Origin of the sequence: Terrabacter terrae, assembly GCF_039529575.1 — a bacterium.
In the GTDB taxonomy this organism is placed as follows: Bacteria; Actinomycetota; Actinomycetes; order Actinomycetales; family Dermatophilaceae; genus Terrabacter; species Terrabacter terrae.
Map to the genome: position 1 here is coordinate 678,727 of NZ_BAAANB010000001.1, position 16,850 is coordinate 695,576.

A 16,850-nucleotide genomic window follows, 5' to 3' on the forward strand; every position below is an offset into this window, starting at 1 on the left:
CGCCGGACCACACTGGAGGGCGCCGACCGGCCTGTCCAGCACGTTTTCTCGCGTCCCTGCTGTCAGCGACCCTCGACCGTCGACCGGAACGACTCGAGCATCGACTGCCAGTTCTGCGGGAACTGCTCCGCCTGCTCCCGCGAGACGTTGCCGTCCTGCTCGAGCGTCACCGTGGTCGCACCCGAGGCGCCGTCGCCCGTGAGCGTGTAGGTCACGGTGTGGTAGTTCTCCGGCCGGTCCTCCTGCCCCATGAGCGGGCTGTAGTGCGTCACCGAGAGCCGGTGGGGCGGCTCCACCTCGAGCACCTCGCCCTTGTCGTGGTACGGCTTGCCGTCGATCTCGCCCCGCCAGCTGATGGGGCTGCCCACCTGCCAGTCGGTGCTGACGTCGGTGCCCAGCATCCACGTGCGGACCAGCTCCGGGTCGGTGAGGGCGCGCCACGCCTCCTGCGGCGTCGCGTCGACCGTCACCCTCGCGTGCGCAACATGACCTGTCATCGCTCCGTCATACCTCGTGGAGCCGTATGCCGTCACGACCTTCGTGACACCGGTGGCCGGGCCCGGCGGGGACGGGCGAGAACGCCTTCGCGGCGGCATCCGGCGCCCGCCTAGGATCCATCCCATGAGCAAAGTCCTGTCTGCCGTCGCCTGGCCGTACACCAACGGCCCGCGCCACATCGGCCACGTGGCCGGTTTCGGCGTGCCCTCCGACGTCTTCAGCAGGTACATGCGGATGGCCGGCCACGACGTCCTGATGGTGAGCGGCACCGATGAGCACGGCACCCCCATCCTCGTCCTCGCCGAGGAGGAGGGCCTGAGCCCACAGGAGCTCGTCGACAAGTACAACGCCGTCATCGCCCAGGACCTGACCGACCTCGGCCTCTCCTACGACCTCTTCACCCGGACGACGACGCGCAACCACTACGCGGTCGTGCAGGAGATGTTCCGCCAGGTCCACGCCAACGGCTACATGATCGAGCAGACGACGCGCGGCGCCATCAGCCCGTCGACGGGGCGCACCCTGCCCGACCGCTACATCGAGGGCACCTGCCCCATCTGCTCCTTCCCGGAGGCCCGCGGCGACCAGTGCGACAACTGCGGCAACCAGCTCGACGCCGACGAGCTGATCAACCCTCGCAGCAAGATCAACGGCGAGACGCCCGAGTTCATCGAGACACAGCACTTCTTCCTCGACCTGCCGGCCCTCGCCGGCGCGCTCGGTGAGTGGCTCGACGGCCGCGAGGCATCGGGCACGTGGCGCCCCAACGTCATCAAGTTCTCCAAGAACCTCCTCAAGGACGTCCGTCCTCGCGCGATGACGCGCGACATCGACTGGGGCATCCCGATCCCGCTCGAGGGCTGGGAGGACAACCCGAGCAAGCGCCTCTACGTCTGGTTCGACGCCGTCATCGGCTACCTCTCCGCCAGCATCGAGTGGGCGCGCCGCGTCGGTGACCCCGAGCGCTGGCGCGAGTGGTGGAACGACCCGTCGGCGGTGTCGTACTACTTCCAGGGCAAGGACAACATCACCTTCCACAGCCAGATCTGGCCGGCCGAGCTGCTCGGCTACGCCGGCAAGGGTGACAAGGGCGGCGAGCCGGGGGAGTACGGCGCACTGAACCTGCCGACCGAGGTCGTCGCGTCGGAGTTCATGACCCTCGAGGGCAAGCAGTTCTCGACGAGCCGCAAGCACGTCATCTACGTCCAGGACATCGTGGCCCGCTACGGCCCCGACCCGATTCGCTACTTCATCTGCGCGGCCGGTCCCGAGAACCAGGACGCCGACTTCTCCTGGGCCGAGTTTGTCCAGCGCAACAACAGCGAGCTGGTCGCCGGCTGGGGCAACCTCGTCAACCGCACCGCCGCGATGATCGCGAAGAACTTCGGCGAGATCCCGAGGGCGTATGCCGTCGAGCCCGTCGACGAGGAGCTGCTCGCGACCGTGCGTGGTGCGTTCGCGAGCGTCGGCGCCTCCCTCGAGCGCCACCGCCAGAAGGCGGCGCTCGCGGAGGTCATGCGCGTCGTCGGTGAGGCCAACGCGTACGTCTCGAAGACCGAGCCGTTCAAGCTCAAGGGCGAGGACGAGCGGGAGCGGCTCTCCACCGTTCTGCACACGCTCGTGCAGGCCGTCTCGGACCTCAACACGCTCATCTCGCCGTTCCTGCCGCACGCCGCGAACCGCGTGCATGCCGTGCTCGGCGGCGAGGGCGAGTTCATGCCGATGCCACGCCTGGAGGTCGTGCGCGACCTCGACGACGAGGCCCGCAGCTACCCGGTCATCACCGGGGAGTACTCCGCGACGCCACGCTGGGCGTCGCGCCCGGTCGTCGTGGGAACCCCGATCGCCAAGCCCACCGGCGTCTTCGCCAAGCTGGACCCCGACCAGGTGATCGAGGACGAGCGTGCACGCCTCGGCGACGCCGGGCCCGGCGGGACCCGCCACCACACGGACCCGCTGGCCGCCCCGAAGATGGGCACGCCGAAGCAGGCCGCCGGCGGGGGCGGGACCGAGTCCGCATGAGCCCCAGCTCCTCCGGTCAGCGGGGGCTGCCGGAAACCCCGCCCGACCCCCTGCCCATCGACGTCGTCGACAACCACGTCCACCTCGACATCACGCGCGAGGGCGACGAGCCCTTCGACGTCGCCGACGCGATCGCGCGGGCTCGCGCGGTCGGTGTGACTCGGCTCGTCCAGGTGGGCTGCGACCTCGACGGCATCCGTTTCACCATGAAGGCCGTCGAGGCGCACGACGAACTGGTGGGCGGAATCGCGCTGCACCCCAACGAAGTTCCGCGGCTCACCGCTGCCGGCCAGCTCGAGGACGCCTACGCCGAGGTCGAGCGCTCCGCTGCGCACGAGCGGATCCGCGTCATCGGCGAGACGGGCCTCGACTACTTCCGCACGGGCCCCGAGGGCGTCGCGGTGCAGCAGGACGGGTTCCGCTGGCACATCGATTTGGCCAAGCGCCTCGGCAAGGCGCTGCAGATCCACGACCGCGACGCGCACGACGACGTGCTGCGCATCCTCGAGGAGGAGGGGGCGCCCGATCGCACGGTGCTGCACTGCTTCTCGGGTGGCCTCGAGATGGCCCGCGAGTGCGTCGAGCGCGGCTACTACCTCAGCTTCGCCGGCACGGTGACCTTCAAGAACGCCCGCAACCTGCGTGACGCGCTGACGGCGGTACCCCTGGATCGCCTTCTCGTCGAGACGGATGCGCCCTACCTGGCACCCGCGCCGCACCGTGGCGCGACGAATGCCTCCTACCTCGTCCCGGTCACGATCCGGGCGATGGCCGGCGTGCTCAACATCGACGTCCCGGCCCTGTGCCGTGCCGTGTCCGAGAACAGCGAACGGGTCTACGGCCCATGGGGATCCAGGCAGCCGACGCACCTCGCCTGAGCGCATAGCGCAGGTGCTCTCGATCGATTCGGTTGACTCGCAGTCCGTTACCGAAATTTGACCTTTCCATGGCGTGTCAGTCAGGGTGGATGGCTGTTGGCCGGTTGCCGCCCCGCATCGACCCATCTTCCGACGACGTGAGGTGGACCGTTCGAGAGCGCGTTGCACCCGGATGGTTCGATGTTCGGAGTGACTTGATTTCTCGCAACGCCAAGATTCTGGCCGCCACCGGCGCGGCCGTCGTCCTCACCTCCGGTGCGGTCGGCGCAACCCAGCTCGACAAGTCCGTCAACCTCTCGGTCGACGGCACCACGAGCTCGGCGCACGTCTTCGCCAGCACCGTGGGCGACGTCCTCGACAAGCAGGGGATCGCCGTGAAGCCCGGCGACGTCGTCGTCCCCGCCGTGGGTTCGCCTGTCAGCGACGGCGAGACCATCACCGTCAAGTACGCCCGGATGCTCAAGCTGACGGTCGACGGCAAGACCCGCGAGCTCCGCACCACCGAGACCACGGTCGACGGGGCGCTGCTCGCGCTCGGAGTCCGTGGCGAGGGAGCACGGCTGTCGGTGTCGCGGTCCCAGACGATCGGCCGCCAGGGCCTGTCCGTGACGGTCGTGACGCCCAAGGCCGTCACGGTCACCGTCGACGGCAAGACCGTCACCAAGACCATCGCCGCCACCACGGTCGGCGAGGCACTGACGCAGCTCGACATCCGACTGGGCAAGGCCGACAAGGTCAACCCGCCCGTCACGACGCCGCTGACGGCGGGAGCGAAGATCGCCGTCCAGCGCCTGCAGACCAGGGACCAGAAGGTGACCCGGCCCATCGCCTTCGGCACGACGAGCTCGAAGACCGGCAGCCTCTACGCCGGCCAGACCAAGGTCGCGCGGGCCGGCGCCGCCGGCGTGCGCACCGTGACGGTCCGCAGCACGGTCCTCGACGGCAAGGTGGTCTCCACCAAGGAAGTCTCCTCCACGGTCACCAAGGCGCCCGTGGCCCGCATCGTGCTGGTCGGAACCAAGAAGCGCCCGGCCCCCGCCCCGGCCCCGAAGCCCGCGGCCGCCCCGGCGCCGAGCACCGGTGGCTCCAGCTCCGGCGCCGGCCTCAACCTCGCGCGAGCAGCGATGTGGGACAGCATCGCCCAGTGCGAGTCGACCGGTAACTGGCACATCAACACCGGCAACGGCTACTACGGCGGCCTGCAGTTCCTCACCTCGACCTGGCTGGCCTACGGCGGCGGCGACTTCGCGGGCCGCGCCGACCTCGCCAGCCGCGAGCAGCAGATCACCGTGGCCAACCGCGTGTACGCCGACAACGGCACCTCGCAGTGGCAGTGCAAGCCCTGACCTGACGGCCGCCGCCTCAGGCGCCTGCAGGACCGAGGCCCCCGACCCAGCCGGTCGGGGGCCTCACCCGTCCGCTCACGAGACGCGTCACCGCATACGTCCTCTCTCGCGGGCGCCATAGGGTGAGCGCATGACGAAGAAGGACGCCGCGGCGCAGGTCGACGACGCCGCACTCCTCGGGGCGGCGCAGGTGCGCGAGCTCGCCGAGCGCCTCGAGGTGCGCCCCACCAAGCAGTGGGGCCAGAACTTCGTCGTCGACGCCAACACCGTGCGCAAGATCGTCCGGGTGGCCGGCGTCGGCCCCAAGGACGTCGTCGTCGAGGTGGGCCCCGGGCTCGGCTCCCTGACCCTGGCGCTGCTGCCCGTCGTCAAGCACGTGACGGCCGTCGAGGTCGATCCCCGGCTCGCGGGCGCGCTCGAGGAGACGGTGCGCTCGCTCCAGCCCGACAACGCCGACAAGCTGCGGCTCGTCGCGGCGGACGCCCTCACCGTGACCAAGCTGCCGGGTCCTGACCCGACGGCCCTCGTCGCCAACCTGCCCTACAACATCTCGGTGCCGGTGGTGCTCTCGTTCCTGCAGCACTTCCCCAGCATCGACCGGGTCCTCGTCATGGTGCAGCTGGAAGTGGCCGAACGCCTCGCCGCCGAGCCGGGCAGCAAGGTCTACGGCGTGCCCAGCCTCAAGGCCGCGTGGTACGCCGACGTCGAGCTCGCCGGCCGCGTCGGTCGCAACGTGTTCTGGCCGGCTCCCAACGTCGACTCCGGGCTGGTGTCGCTGCGCCGTCGCAAGCCGCCGAAGACGACCGCGAGCCGCGAGGACGTCTTCCGCTGCATCGACGCCGCCTTCCTCCAGCGGCGCAAGTCGTTGCGCGGCGCGCTCGCGTCGTGGGCCGGTTCGCCCGACGCCGCGGAGCAGGCCCTCGTGGCCGCCGGCATCGACCCGCGCACGCGCGGCGAGCAGCTCGACATCACTGCCTTCTCCCGCATCGCCGAGGCCCGTCCGGTGGGTGTGGAACCCGCCCAGCCGCGCGCCCGGCGACGCGGCCATTCGTCCTGAGGCGGCGGTCGGCCCATAGGGTGGGCGCATGACTGTCGCCCCGACGCTGCCGGGCGCGGTGACCGTACGCGTCCCCGCCAAGGTCAACCTCGAGCTGCGCGTCGGACCCCGCCGCCCGGACGGCTTCCACGCGCTGGCGACGGTCTACCAGGCCGTGTCGCTCCACGACGACGTCTCCATCGCCCGCTGGGACGACTGGCAGGTCGTCGCCGCGGGCACGTATGCCGACCGCATCCCGACCGACGGCGACAACCTCGCCGTCCGGGCCGCGCGCCTCGTCGCCGAGCGCTGGGACGTGGACGAGCGCCTCTCCATCCGCATCGACAAGGACATCCCCGTGGCCGGGGGCATGGCCGGCGGTTCGGCCGACGCCGCAGCGGCCCTCGTGGCCTGTGACCAGCTGTGGGGGCTCGGCCTCGACCGCGACGAGCTCGCCGAGCTGGCCGCCTCCCTCGGCAGCGACGTCCCGTTCCTGCTCACCGGGGGCAACGCGATGGGCTCGGGCCGCGGCGAGCAGCTGGCGCCCGTGCTGGCGCGCGGCACCTTCCACTGGGTCTTCGCGGTCAGCGACACGGGGCTGTCCACCCCCGAGGTGTATGCCGAGTGCGACCGCCTGCGTGAGCGTGACGGCGTTCGCGTGGGGGAGCCGCAGATCAGCGCCGAGCTGATGGCGGCACTGCGCTCCGGCGATCCCGCGGCCCTCGGCGCGGCCCTGCACAACGACCTCGAACCCGCCGCCTTCTCGCTGCGGCCGCAGCTGCGCGAGCTGCGCGACGCCGGCGTCGAGTTCGGGGCGCTCGGCGGCGTCGTGTCGGGGTCTGGGCCCACCGTCGCCTTCCTGACCGAGAGCCACGAGGCCGCGCTCGACCTGTCGGTGTCGCTCGCCGCCTCGGCCCTGTGCCGGGACCTGCGCCGCGCCAGGGGTCCCGTCCACGGCGCCCAGGTCGTCCCCGTCGCTCGCACGGCCGACTGACGCACGCACCCAGCAGCACGCATACCGCCAGTCGGCGCTGCTCGCCCGGCGCGATTCGGTGAGCGCCCGCCCACGCCGTAGGGTCAGTGGTCGATGGCCAACCTCATCTCCCTCGAACGGGTCTCCCTCGTCTTCGGCACCAGCCACGTCCTCGACGACGTCAGCCTCGGTGTCCTCACCGGTGACCGCATCGGCGTCGTCGGTGTCAACGGCGGCGGCAAGTCCACGCTGCTGCGCGTCATGGCGGGCCTGCAGGAGCCCGACTCCGGCCGCATCACCAAGCAGGGCGGCGCCGACGGCATCCGCATCGGCATGCTCGCGCAGGACGACGCCCTCGACCCCGAGTGGACCATCCGGGAGGCCGTGCTCGGTGACCTGCCCGAGCACGTCTGGGCCGGGGACCCCCGCGTCCGCGACGTCCTGACCGGCCTGCTCGGCGGCGTCGAGGCGCAGAACGTCGGCGGCCTCGACAGTCGCGTCGGCCCCAAGTCCGGTGGCGAGCGTCGCCGCCTCGCGCTGGCGCGCCTGCTCGTCGCCGATCCTGAGCTGCTGCTGCTCGACGAGCCGACCAACCACCTCGACGTCGAGGGCGTCGCGTGGCTCGCCGACCACCTCGCCACCAAGCGCCCCCGGCCCGGCAACGCGACCGTCGCGATCACCCACGACCGGTGGTTCCTCGACGCGTACGCCACCCTCACGTGGGAGGTCGAGGGCGGCAGGGTCAGTGCCTTCGAGGGCGGGTATGCCGCGTACGTCCTGGCCAAGGCCGAGCGCGACCGCCTCGCCGGCGTCCTCGCCGACCGTCGCTCCAACCTCATGCGCAAGGAGCTCGCCTGGCTGCGCCGGGGCGCCCCCGCCCGCACGAGCAAGCCGAAGTTCCGCATCGAGGCGGCCAACGCCCTCATCGCCGACGAGCCGGCGCCGCGCAACAGCGTGGAGCTGGCCTCCTTCGCCAGCCGGCGCCTCGGCAAGGACGTCCTCGACCTCGAGGACGCCACCGTCTCGGTCGGCGAGCCGCCGAACGAGCGCCGGCTGCTCGACCACGTGACCTGGCGCCTGGCGCCGGGGGAGCGCGTGGGCATCGTCGGCGTCAACGGCGCCGGCAAGTCGACGCTGCTGCGCGCGCTGACCGGCGAGATCCCGCTCGACGCCGGACGGCGCAAGATCGGCAAGACCGTCGCCATCGCCCACCTGACGCAGGAGGTGCGCGAGCTCGAGCGGTTCGAGCAGTGGCGCGTCATCGAGGCCATCGAGGACGTGAAGCAGTGGACCACGCTGGGCGGCAAGGAGATCAGTGCCGGCCAGCTCGCGACCCGGCTCGGCTTCCCGGGCGGGCGCCAGCAGTCCCGCGTCGGTGACCTCAGCGGTGGTGAGCGGCGCCGGCTCCAGCTGACGCGCCTGCTGCTCACCGAGCCCAACGTGCTGATCCTCGACGAGCCGACCAACGACCTCGACATCGAGACGCTCACCTCGCTCGAGGACGTCCTCGACGGCTGGGCCGGCACGCTCGTCGTCGTCTCGCACGACCGCTATCTGCTCGAGCGCGTCGCCGACAAGCAGCTGGCCCTGCTCGGCGACGGCAGGGTCCGGGACCTGCCCGGAGGTGTCGAGGAGTACCTGCGACTGAGGCACGCGGCGATCACGGCGCAGGCCGCCGGAGGGTCGGGACGGACGAGCCCCGCCGGCTCGGAGGGCGCCGGCGGCGACTCGTCCGGCTCGACGACCGGGGCGGACGGCATACCGCGGGGGGGGCCGACCGCCACTCCCGCGGAGGTCCGCGACGCGCGCAAGTCGATGGCCCGCATCGAGAGGCAGCTGTCCCGGCTGCAGGAGCGTGAGGAGCGGCTGCACGGCGAGATGGCCGAGAAGGCCACCGACCCGGCGGCGCTCGCCGAGCTCAACACGAAGCTGCAGGCGGTCGTGTCGGAGCGCGAGGAGCTCGAGGTCGAGTGGCTGGAGGCCGCCGAGGTCGTCGGCTGACCGCCGGAAACCCTTGAAAGTATCTTGATATCAAGATACTTTCCCGTCATGGAGATGTTTCTGCACCACGTCCAGGTGTCCGGTCCCTCGGGCTGCGAGGACGACATGCGCGCCTTCTACGTCGGCGTCCTCGGCATGACCGAGGTGACCAAGCCCGAGCGCCTGCAGGCCCGCGGCGGAGCGTGGTTCAGGAGCGGTTCGGCCGAGGTCCACGTCGGCATCGAGGAGGGCTTCGTCCCGGCCCGCAAGGCCCACCCGGGGATCGCGGTCGCGCACCTCGAGGCCCTCGCCGCGTCGGTCGAGGCAGCCGGTGCCCCGGTCACCTGGGACGACAACATCCCGGGGCTGCGGCGTTTCCACACCGCGGACCCCGTGGGCAACCGGCTCGAGTTCCAGCAGGCGGCGCCGACGGCGTGAGGCCGTCAGCCGTTCGTGCCCGTCGGTGCGCCCCGTCGGACCTCGGGCGCCTCGCGCTTCTCGAGCGGGGCCAGCATGCGCCGCAACAGTCCGGCGAGCTGGGCCCGGTCGGGCTCCGACAGCTCCGAGAGCAGCGACTTCTCCTGCTCGATGAGGTCGGCCATCGCGGAGTCCACGACGTCCCGGCCGGCCGGCGTGAGGCGCACGAGCACGCCGCGCCGGTCACCCGGGTCGGGGCGACGCTCGACGAAGCCGCTGCGCTCGAGCCGGTCGACGCGGTTGGTCATCGTCCCCGAGGTGACCAGCGTCTGCTGCACGAGCTGGCCGGGGGAGAGCTCGTAGGGCTCGCCGGCGCGGCGCAGCGCCGACAGCACGTCGAACGCCCAGCCGTCGAGCAGGTGCTCCGAGAAGGCGGACCCGCGGGCGAGGTCGAGGCGGCGCGCCAGCCGCGAGACGCGGGACAGCACCTCGAGCGGCGACACGTCGAGGTCCGGTCGCTCGCGGCGCCAGGCCGAGACGATCTCGTCGACGTCGTCGGCGGGCCTGTGGTCGGCGCTCATGGTCCAACTGTAGTCGCCGTCAAGAGTCTTGACATCGAAGGAAAGAGAGCGTGACATGACCGACTCCGCCTGGGACCCGCGGCAGTATGCCGTCTTCGCCGGTCACCGTGGCCGTCCCTTCGCGGACCTGCTGGCGCGCGTCGACGCGCCGGCCCCGCGACTCGTCGTCGACCTGGGCTGTGGTCCCGGCGAGCTGACCCTCGGCCTCGCCCGGCGCTGGCCCGACGCGCGCATCGTCGGCGTCGACAGCTCCCCGCAGATGCTCGAGCGCGCGCGCGAGCTCGACGCGGGCGGTCGGGTCGAGTGGGTGCAGGCGCGCGCCGAGGAGTGGGACCCGAGCGGCGCCGGTGCCCGGGTGGACGTGCTCGTCACCAACGCGACGCTCCAGTGGGTCCCCACCCACCTGCGCCTCATCCCGTCCTGGCTGGCGAGCCTGGCACCCGGCGGCACCTTCGCGATGCAGGTGCCCTCGAACTTCGACGCCCCCTCGCACCGGCTCATGCGCGAGGTCGCCGCCCGCCAGCCGCGCGCCGACGACCTGCGCCCCGGCCTCGACCGGGCCAGAGCGGTGGCGCAGCCGGAGACGTATGCCGCCCTTCTGCTGGAGCACACGGCCGGCGTCGACGTGTGGCAGACGACCTACCAGCACGTGCTGTCCGCCACAGCGGGCGGCCCCCACCCCGTGCTCGAGTGGGTGCGCGGCACGGGACTGCGGCCCGTGCTCGGTGTGCTGGATGCCGGCGAGCAGGAGGCGTTCGTGGCCGACTACGAGCGCGAGCTCGAGGCGGCATACCCCCGCCGGCCCTTCGGCGTCCTCTTCCCCTTCACGCGCACCTTCGCCGTGGCACGCCTGCCGCGCTGACCGAGCGCGCCGCCCGGTGCAGGCTGTGGGCCGGGCGTCGTTGACGGGCACTCGGGCGGGCCCGGAAGAAAGTTTCGCGAGTTTGCCGCATTTCGCCACATTCTCGGGGTCCGTGTCGTGAAATGGGTCTCGGCGGGTCTCACGGAGCCCGGACGGCAGGGATCTCCCGCTTGGTCAGGGGAGGGAGCGTTCCCTGCCCGCCGTTCTCGGTGGTGCCGCCAGGTCTCGTCCTTCCGCGTGGTTTCGTGGAGGGGACCGTTCGGGAGGACGAGACCTGCATGTCGCGCTGCCACGCGACCCTCCTGCCCTCAGCGCTTCCGGACCGTGGCCAGGCGCGGACTGCGGTCCAGGCCCGAGAGCCCGTTCCAGGCGAGGTTGACCAGGTGCGCCGCGACCTGGTCCTTCTTGAACTTGCGCCGGTCCAGCCACCACTGCCCCGTCAGCGCCACCATGCCGACGAGCATGTGGGCATGGATGGGGGCCGACTTCGGGTCCAGGCCGCGCTGCTTGAACTCGGCCGCCAGCAGGTGCTCGACGTGCACCGCCACGTCGCCGAGCACGCTCGCGAACGACCCGGTCGACTGGCCCGGCGGCGAGTCTCGCACGAGGATCCGGAAGCCCGCCGGGTCGCGCTCGATGTAGTCGAGCAGGGCGAGCGTCGCGCGCTCGAGCAGCACCCGGGCGCCCTCCGGCTCCTCGAGGGCCGCGCTGATCCCGCCGAGGAGGGCCTGGATCTCACGGTCGACGACGACGGCGTAGAGGCCCTCCTTGCCGCCGAAGTGCTGGTAGACGACCGGCTTGGAGACGTTGGCCTTCGAGGCCACCTCCTCGACCGTCGTCGCCTCGAACCCCTTCTCGGCGAAGAGCCTGCGCCCGACCTTGATGAGCTGCTCGCGGCGCTCAGGCCCGGTCATGCGTGCGCGCGGCGGGGAGGAGTCGGCGCGGTCGGCAGTCACGAGGACATTGTGCCGTTCCGCACCCTGGTCGACGCACGCACCCATCGGGGACGTCCGAGCCCGCGGGGCTCCTCCGGACCGGCTCCATGGGCGCCGTCTGAAGAACTTTCCAGAATCCCGTCATGAAACGGTGGCTCGCTCGTCTGTGTCGGTGAGGGGGGAGGAACGGTTCGCCCCACCACAGTCCGGGGGCCACGGGTCTTGGGGGGACACCAGTGGTGCGAATCGGCTGCGGGGCCGGTCGTGGCAAGTCTTGGGGGAGCTTGCCGCGACCGGCCCTCCCGCTCTTCCCGCGAGGCCCGGTGTCGCCGGGGCCCCGGAAAACCGTCCCGGCCCTTGACCCGGTGTCGCACACTGGAACCCCAAGCCAGACGGGAGTCGCCGGTGTCAGCTCATACGGTCCTGGTACGTCCCACGTCGCCCGAGCTTGCCTCGACGGCCTCGACCGACCTGTCCGCCATACCGGACGCGGAGCTGCTCGAGCAGGCTCGTGACGGCGACGACGCGGCGTTCGCGGCCCTGTGGCACCGACACCTGCCGGCTGCGTATGCCGCGGCCACCCGGTTCCGCGGCCGTGTGGCCGCGGAGGACCTCGTCGCCGAGGCCTCGGCCCGCGTGCTGAGGCTCGTGCGCCAGGGTCAGGGGCCGGCCCTGAACTTCCGGGCCTACTTCGTCTCGACGGTCCGCTCGGTCGGCGTCGACGCCGTGCGGGGCTCGATCACGGTGGTGTCGACGCCGTCGGAGGACCTCGACCGGCTGCCCGGGCAGCTGCCGGACCCCGAGAAGGCAGCGGTGGGCGACCTGGAGGTCGACACGGAGCTGGTCAGGGCGGCCTTCCACGGGCTTCCCGACAGCGACCAGGAGCTGCTGTGGCGGACCATGGTGGAGGGCGAGGCCCCGCGGGCCGTGGCACCTCTGCTCGGGGTGTCCGCGAACGTCGTCAGCGCCCGGGCGATGCGCGCCCGCGACGCCCTGCGCACCGGCTACCTCGACGTCTGGCTGCAGCGACACGCTCCGCAGTGCTCCGGCTCCGAGTGCCGGTGGGTGCACGACCACCTGAGCAGCTACGTCCGCGGGAAGCTAACCCAGCGGCAGCGCGCTCGAGCGGTCACCCATCTCGACACGTGCCCCGTCGACGCGCGGCTCGCCGCCGACCTCGGGCGGCTGCACGCCGGGTTCCGCGGTTTCGTGGCGCCGCTGGTGCTCGCAGCAGGTGCTGCCTCCCGGGCCCTGGGCCACGGCCCGATGGCCCAGCTCGTCGGCACGCACGCCGCCTCCGCCGGGATCGGCGTGTCGACGGCTGCCGGTGCCACGGCGACAGCGGCGTCGTCGGCGACCACCGCCACGGCCGTGGGTGCGACGTCGACCGTGGCCGGCACAGCCTCCACGGCCACCTCTGCCGCCATGACGACCGCCGTGACGACGGCGACCGCGACGACGGCGACCGCGACGACGGCGACCGCGACGACGGCCGCGACGACGGCCGTGACGGCCGCGACGGCCGCCACCGGCAGCGCAGTCGGGGCGGCATCGGCCGCTGCGGCCGCCATCGTGCCGGCCGCGGTGCCCGTCGCCGCCGCTGCGGGAGGGACGGCGGTGCTGGCCGGGACGACCCTCGGGCCACCGATCGCGACGGCGGTCGCCGGCCTGGTCGTGGGTCTGGGAGTCTCTGCCACCCCGGCGATCGCGCACCAGCTCGGCCCGAGCCCGGCGGTCACCCGCAGCGTGACCGTGCCGGCGACGCCCACGTCCCCGTCAGGACGAGGCTCGGCCAGCGCCGTGGCCTCGCTCGCGCAGGGCCTTCGCCTTCCGGCGCCCGGTGCCCCGCCGACGTCGATGGTCCTGAAGACGATCGAGGGTGCACCGACCATCGTGCCCGTGCAGGTCACCGGGACCAGTGGCTCGAGCCCGTCGACGGTGGAGGGGATGACCACCAGCGCCGTGCCTCCCGGACCCTCGAGCCCACCCGCGGCGTCCGCCACGGCAGGAATGCCGCCGGTCGCCGGCGAGACCGGCACGCCGACGGCCTCCACCGACCCCTCCACCGACGCCTCCGCGACGTCCTCGACAGCCGCGCCGTCCTCCGGACCCGCTGCGCCGACCGCCTCGGCAACGGCACCCGTGGTCCCCGGCCCGGTGACGTCCGTGCCGGTGCCTCCAGAGGCCTCCGAGCCGGTCCCGTCCGGGACGGTCACCCCCCAGCCGTCGCCCACGGCCACGGACTCGGCCACGGGGTCGGCCACGGCCCCGGTGAGCTCGGAGCCCGTGGAGAGCGAGCCGACGAGTCCAGCCCCTGCCGTGACCTCGTCGGTGGCTCCCGGGACGGCATCTCAGGCCGCCCCGTCCGGCGCTGCCGCAGAGGAGAGCGCCGCCCCGGCCGCCGCCCCCGCGTCCTGACCGGCCGGCACCACCTGCACCAGCCACCGACGGGTTGTGCAGGTGGGCTGTCACGCTGCACTACCCTGTGACCCGTTCGACGACGATCCCCGGTTGGTCTGCCGGCAGGGCCCGCCTGACTTTGAATCAGGATCAGCGACGCAGGTTCGACTCCTGCCCGGGGAGCTCGGTCGCCGTGAGCCCGGCCGCAGCAGCCGTCCGCCTGCGCTGCCGTGCGGAGGACACGGCATACGTCCCTGTGCGCGCTCGCGCTGTGAGCGGCGTCACGGCGCACTCACGGCCGGGCAAGGGTGCCATCTCTCCGCGAGTAGCATGGCTGCGGCGCACCCCGGCGCCCGCTCGGGCCGGGGTCGTTCGCACCCGAGTGCACCCCGATCCAAAAAGGAGCTGCGCCCTGTGAGCGATCTACGGCCCACCGCCGTGATCGTCCTCGCCGCCGGTGAGGGCACACGCATGAAGTCCACGACCCCCAAGGTCCTCCACACGATCGGCGGCCGAAGCCTCGTGGCCCACGCCATCCGGGCCGCTCGGGGCACCAACCCGCAGCATCTCGCCGTCGTGGTGCGCCACGAGCGCGACCGGGTGGCCGAACACGTGTCGCAGCTGGACCCCGACGCGCTCGTCGCGGACCAGGACGACGTCAAGGGCACCGGCCGCGCCGTCGAGTGCGCGCTCGAGGTGCTGCCCCCCGGCCTGTCCGGCACCGTGGTCGTCACCTACGGCGACGTGCCGCTGCTGACGAGCGAGACGCTGCAGGGCCTCGTCGCGGAGCACCACGCCTCGGGCAACGCCGTCACGCTCATCACGGCCACCATCGAGAACCCCACGGGCTACGGCAGGGTCGTCCGTGACGCCGACGGCGCCGTCGCGGCGATCGTCGAGCAGAAGGACGCCGACGAGCAGCAGCGCGCGATCTGCGAGGTCAACAGCGGGCTGTACGCGTTCGACGCGGCCGTCCTGCGCGAGGCGCTCGCCGACGTGGGCACCGACAACGCGCAGGGCGAGAAGTACCTCACCGACGTCATTGCGATCGCGCGCGGCCGGGGCCTGTCGGTGCGCGCGCACCTCGTGGCCGACCTCTGGCAGACCGAGGGCGTCAACGACAAGGTCCAGCTCGCCCGCCTCGGCGCAGAGCTGAACCGGCGCATCGTCGAGCAGGCCATGCGCGAGGGCGCCATCGTCATCGACCCCGCGACCACCTGGCTCGACGCGGACGTGACGATCGGACCCGACACCGTCGTGCACCCCGGCACGCAGATCCACGGCGCCAGCACGATCGGGCGCGACTGCACCATCGGGCCGGACACCACCCTGACCGACGTCGAGGTCGGCGACGGGGCGAGCGTCGTGCGCACCCAGGCCGAGCTCGCCGAGATCGGGCCGCGCGCCGACGTCGGGCCGTTCTCCTACCTGCGCCCCGGCACCCGCCTCGGCGCCGACGGCAAGATCGGCGGCTTCGTCGAGACGAAGAACGCCGACATCGGCGAGGGCGCCAAGGTGCCGCACCTGACGTACTGCGGGGACGCGACCATCGGCGCGGGCGCCAACATCGGCGCCGGCACGATCTTCGCCAACTACGACGGCGTCACCAAGGGCCGTACGAACGTGGGGGCCCACAGCTTCGTGGGCAGCAACTCGGTGATCGTCGCGCCACGCACCATCGCCGACGGCGCCTACGTCGCGGCCGGGTCGGCCGTCGTCAGCGACGTCGGCCCCGGGCAGCTCGCCGTCACGCGCGCGCAGCAGCGCAACGTCGACGGCTGGGTCGCGCGCCGTCGCGCCGGCACCAGGACGGACGAGGCAGCGCAGGCGGCCCTGGCCCCCACCCCCGACGCTTCGCCCACCACCACGCCGAAGACCGAGACGAAGGACGCCCGACGATGAGCGGCATCAACAAGACGACCGAGAAGCACCTCATGGTCTTCTCCGGCCGGGCCCACCCGCAGCTGGCCCAGGAGGTCGCCAAGGAGCTCGGCACGGACCTCGTCCCGACCTCGGCCTACGACTTCGCCAACGGCGAGATCTACGTGCGCTACGAGGAGTCGGTGCGCGGCTCGGACGCCTTCGTCATCCAGAGCCACACCGCTCCGATCAACGAGTGGATCATGGAGCAGCTCATCATGATCGACGCGCTCAAGCGCGCCTCGGCAAAGCGCATCACGGTGGTCCTGCCCTTCTACGGCTACGCCCGCCAGGACAAGAAGCACCGCGGCCGCGAGCCGATCTCGGCCCGCCTGATGGCCGACCTGTTCAAGACGGCCGGCGCCAACCGGCTGATGGCCATCGACCTGCACACCGCGCAGATCCAGGGCTTCTTCGACGGCCCGGTCGACCACCTCATGGCCATGCCGATCCTCGCCGACTACGTGGGCCGCAAATACGGCCACCTCGACCTCGCGGTCGTCTCGCCCGACGCCGGCCGCATCAAGGTCGCCGAGGACTGGAGCTCGAGGCTCGGCGGTGCCCCGCTCGCCTTCATCCACAAGACTCGAGACATCAACCGGCCCAACGAGGTCGTGGCCAACCGGGTCGTCGGTGAGATCAAGGGCCGCACCTGCGTGCTCGTCGACGACATGATCGACACCGCGGGCACGATCACCAAGGCCGCGGACGCGCTGATGGAGCAGGGCGCGGCGGGCGTCATCATCGCCGCCACGCACGCGATCCTCTCGGGCCCGGCCGTCGACCGCCTCAAGGCCTGCCGGGTCGAGGAGGTCATCGTCACCAACACCCTGCCGATCCCCGACGACCGCCGCTTCGACAAGCTCGAGGTGCTCTCCATCGCCCCGCTCGTGTCGATGGCGATCCGCGAGGTCTTCGAGGACGGCTCGGTCACGAGCCTCTTCGACGGCAAGGCCTGACGCCGGACACTTTTCACGACGACAGAGGGCGTATGCCGCGGGC

The 16,850-nt window shown here is 72.1% G+C and carries 14 protein-coding genes and 1 tRNA gene; 12 read left to right on the forward strand and 3 right to left on the reverse strand.

From position 1 onward, the window contains the following. Positions 1–62: 62 nt before the first annotated feature. Positions 63–497 (reverse strand): SRPBCC family protein, encoded by a 435-nt coding sequence (locus tag ABD194_RS03150; RefSeq protein WP_343987373.1) that lies wholly within the window; start codon positions 495–497, stop codon positions 63–65. Between the two features lie 124 nt (positions 498–621). Between ABD194_RS03150 and metG the strand changes: the two genes are divergently transcribed. The 7 genes from metG to ABD194_RS03185 all read left to right on the forward strand — a co-directional run bounded on the left by metG (position 622) and on the right by ABD194_RS03185 (position 9,171). Next, entirely contained in the window at positions 622–2,520 is a 1,899-nt protein-coding gene (metG, locus tag ABD194_RS03155) for a methionine--tRNA ligase (protein WP_343987376.1), read from the forward strand. Further along, positions 2,517–3,398 (forward strand): TatD family hydrolase, encoded by an 882-nt coding sequence (locus ABD194_RS03160; protein ID WP_343987379.1) that lies wholly within the window; start codon positions 2,517–2,519, stop codon positions 3,396–3,398. The genes metG and ABD194_RS03160 overlap by 4 nt, the downstream gene beginning before the upstream one ends. A 194-nt stretch (positions 3,399–3,592) precedes the next feature. Beyond that, the gene (locus ABD194_RS03165; RefSeq protein ID WP_343987382.1) at positions 3,593–4,744 is read left to right on the forward strand and encodes a resuscitation-promoting factor; all 1,152 of its coding nucleotides are present in this window, start codon (positions 3,593–3,595) and stop codon (positions 4,742–4,744) included. Positions 4,745–4,874: 130 nt separating this feature from the next. Continuing rightward, positions 4,875–5,801, forward strand: coding sequence for a 16S rRNA (adenine(1518)-N(6)/adenine(1519)-N(6))-dimethyltransferase RsmA (rsmA, locus tag ABD194_RS03170; protein WP_343987385.1), 927 nt, complete (start codon positions 4,875–4,877; stop codon positions 5,799–5,801). 28 nt (positions 5,802–5,829) lie between these two features. Further along, positions 5,830–6,774, forward strand: a complete 945-nt coding sequence (locus ABD194_RS03175; RefSeq protein ID WP_343987388.1) for a 4-(cytidine 5'-diphospho)-2-C-methyl-D-erythritol kinase — start codon at positions 5,830–5,832, stop codon at positions 6,772–6,774. A 93-nt stretch (positions 6,775–6,867) separates the two neighbouring features. Further along, a complete protein-coding gene (locus ABD194_RS03180) occupies positions 6,868–8,754 on the forward strand; it encodes an ABC-F family ATP-binding cassette domain-containing protein (protein WP_343987391.1) in 1,887 nt (628 codons plus the stop codon). A gap of 48 nt (positions 8,755–8,802) precedes the next feature. Next, positions 8,803–9,171, forward strand: coding sequence for a VOC family protein (locus tag ABD194_RS03185; protein WP_343987394.1), 369 nt, complete (start codon positions 8,803–8,805; stop codon positions 9,169–9,171). A 5-nt stretch (positions 9,172–9,176) separates the two neighbouring features. On the opposite strand, the gene ABD194_RS03190 is transcribed toward ABD194_RS03185, so the two are convergent. Continuing rightward, complete coding sequence (locus tag ABD194_RS03190) at positions 9,177–9,731, reverse strand: MarR family winged helix-turn-helix transcriptional regulator (RefSeq protein ID WP_343987397.1); 555 nt, start codon at positions 9,729–9,731, stop codon at positions 9,177–9,179. Positions 9,732–9,786: 55 nt separating this feature from the next. Between ABD194_RS03190 and ABD194_RS03195 the strand changes: the two genes are divergently transcribed. After that, positions 9,787–10,593 carry a methyltransferase domain-containing protein gene (locus tag ABD194_RS03195; RefSeq protein ID WP_343987400.1) on the forward strand — a complete coding sequence of 269 codons (807 nt, stop codon included), beginning with the start codon at positions 9,787–9,789 and terminating at the stop codon, positions 10,591–10,593. A 308-nt stretch (positions 10,594–10,901) separates the two neighbouring features. On the opposite strand, the gene ABD194_RS03200 is transcribed toward ABD194_RS03195, so the two are convergent. After that, the gene (locus ABD194_RS03200) at positions 10,902–11,507 is read right to left on the reverse strand and encodes a TetR/AcrR family transcriptional regulator (RefSeq protein WP_343988205.1); all 606 of its coding nucleotides are present in this window, start codon (positions 11,505–11,507) and stop codon (positions 10,902–10,904) included. A 426-nt stretch (positions 11,508–11,933) separates the two neighbouring features. On the opposite strand from ABD194_RS03200, the gene ABD194_RS03205 reads away from it, so the two are divergent. From ABD194_RS03205 to ABD194_RS03220, 4 genes are all read left to right on the forward strand, one after another. Beyond that, a complete protein-coding gene (locus ABD194_RS03205) occupies positions 11,934–13,946 on the forward strand; it encodes a sigma-70 family RNA polymerase sigma factor (RefSeq protein ID WP_343987403.1) in 2,013 nt (670 codons plus the stop codon). An 86-nt stretch (positions 13,947–14,032) separates the two neighbouring features. Continuing rightward, a tRNA-Gln gene (locus ABD194_RS03210) sits at positions 14,033–14,111 on the forward strand. Between the two features lie 231 nt (positions 14,112–14,342). Then, on the forward strand, positions 14,343–15,830 hold the full coding sequence (gene glmU / locus ABD194_RS03215) for a bifunctional UDP-N-acetylglucosamine diphosphorylase/glucosamine-1-phosphate N-acetyltransferase GlmU (protein WP_343987406.1): 1,488 nt from the start codon (positions 14,343–14,345) through the stop codon (positions 15,828–15,830). Next, on the forward strand, positions 15,827–16,807 hold the full coding sequence (locus ABD194_RS03220; RefSeq protein ID WP_343987409.1) for a ribose-phosphate diphosphokinase: 981 nt from the start codon (positions 15,827–15,829) through the stop codon (positions 16,805–16,807). The genes glmU and ABD194_RS03220 overlap by 4 nt, the downstream gene beginning before the upstream one ends. Positions 16,808–16,850: the final 43 nt, after the last annotated feature.

What these genes read in the sequence shown, in the direction of transcription:
- ABD194_RS03220 (WP_343987409.1), top strand. Translation starts at nt 15,827, where the DNA reads ATGAGCGGCATCAACAAGACGACCGAGAAGCACCTCATGGTCTTCTCC.
- ABD194_RS03190 (WP_343987397.1), bottom strand. Translation starts at nt 9,731, where the DNA reads ATGAGCGCCGACCACAGGCCCGCCGACGACGTCGACGAGATCGTCTCG.
- rsmA (WP_343987385.1), top strand. Translation starts at nt 4,875, where the DNA reads ATGACGAAGAAGGACGCCGCGGCGCAGGTCGACGACGCCGCACTCCTC.
- ABD194_RS03150 (WP_343987373.1), bottom strand. Translation starts at nt 497, where the DNA reads ATGACAGGTCATGTTGCGCACGCGAGGGTGACGGTCGACGCGACGCCG.
- ABD194_RS03200 (WP_343988205.1), bottom strand. Translation starts at nt 11,507, where the DNA reads ATGACCGGGCCTGAGCGCCGCGAGCAGCTCATCAAGGTCGGGCGCAGG.
- ABD194_RS03160 (WP_343987379.1), top strand. Translation starts at nt 2,517, where the DNA reads ATGAGCCCCAGCTCCTCCGGTCAGCGGGGGCTGCCGGAAACCCCGCCC.
- ABD194_RS03175 (WP_343987388.1), top strand. Translation starts at nt 5,830, where the DNA reads ATGACTGTCGCCCCGACGCTGCCGGGCGCGGTGACCGTACGCGTCCCC.
- ABD194_RS03180 (WP_343987391.1), top strand. Translation starts at nt 6,868, where the DNA reads ATGGCCAACCTCATCTCCCTCGAACGGGTCTCCCTCGTCTTCGGCACC.
- ABD194_RS03185 (WP_343987394.1), top strand. Translation starts at nt 8,803, where the DNA reads ATGGAGATGTTTCTGCACCACGTCCAGGTGTCCGGTCCCTCGGGCTGC.
- metG (WP_343987376.1), top strand. Translation starts at nt 622, where the DNA reads ATGAGCAAAGTCCTGTCTGCCGTCGCCTGGCCGTACACCAACGGCCCG.
- ABD194_RS03195 (WP_343987400.1), top strand. Translation starts at nt 9,787, where the DNA reads ATGACCGACTCCGCCTGGGACCCGCGGCAGTATGCCGTCTTCGCCGGT.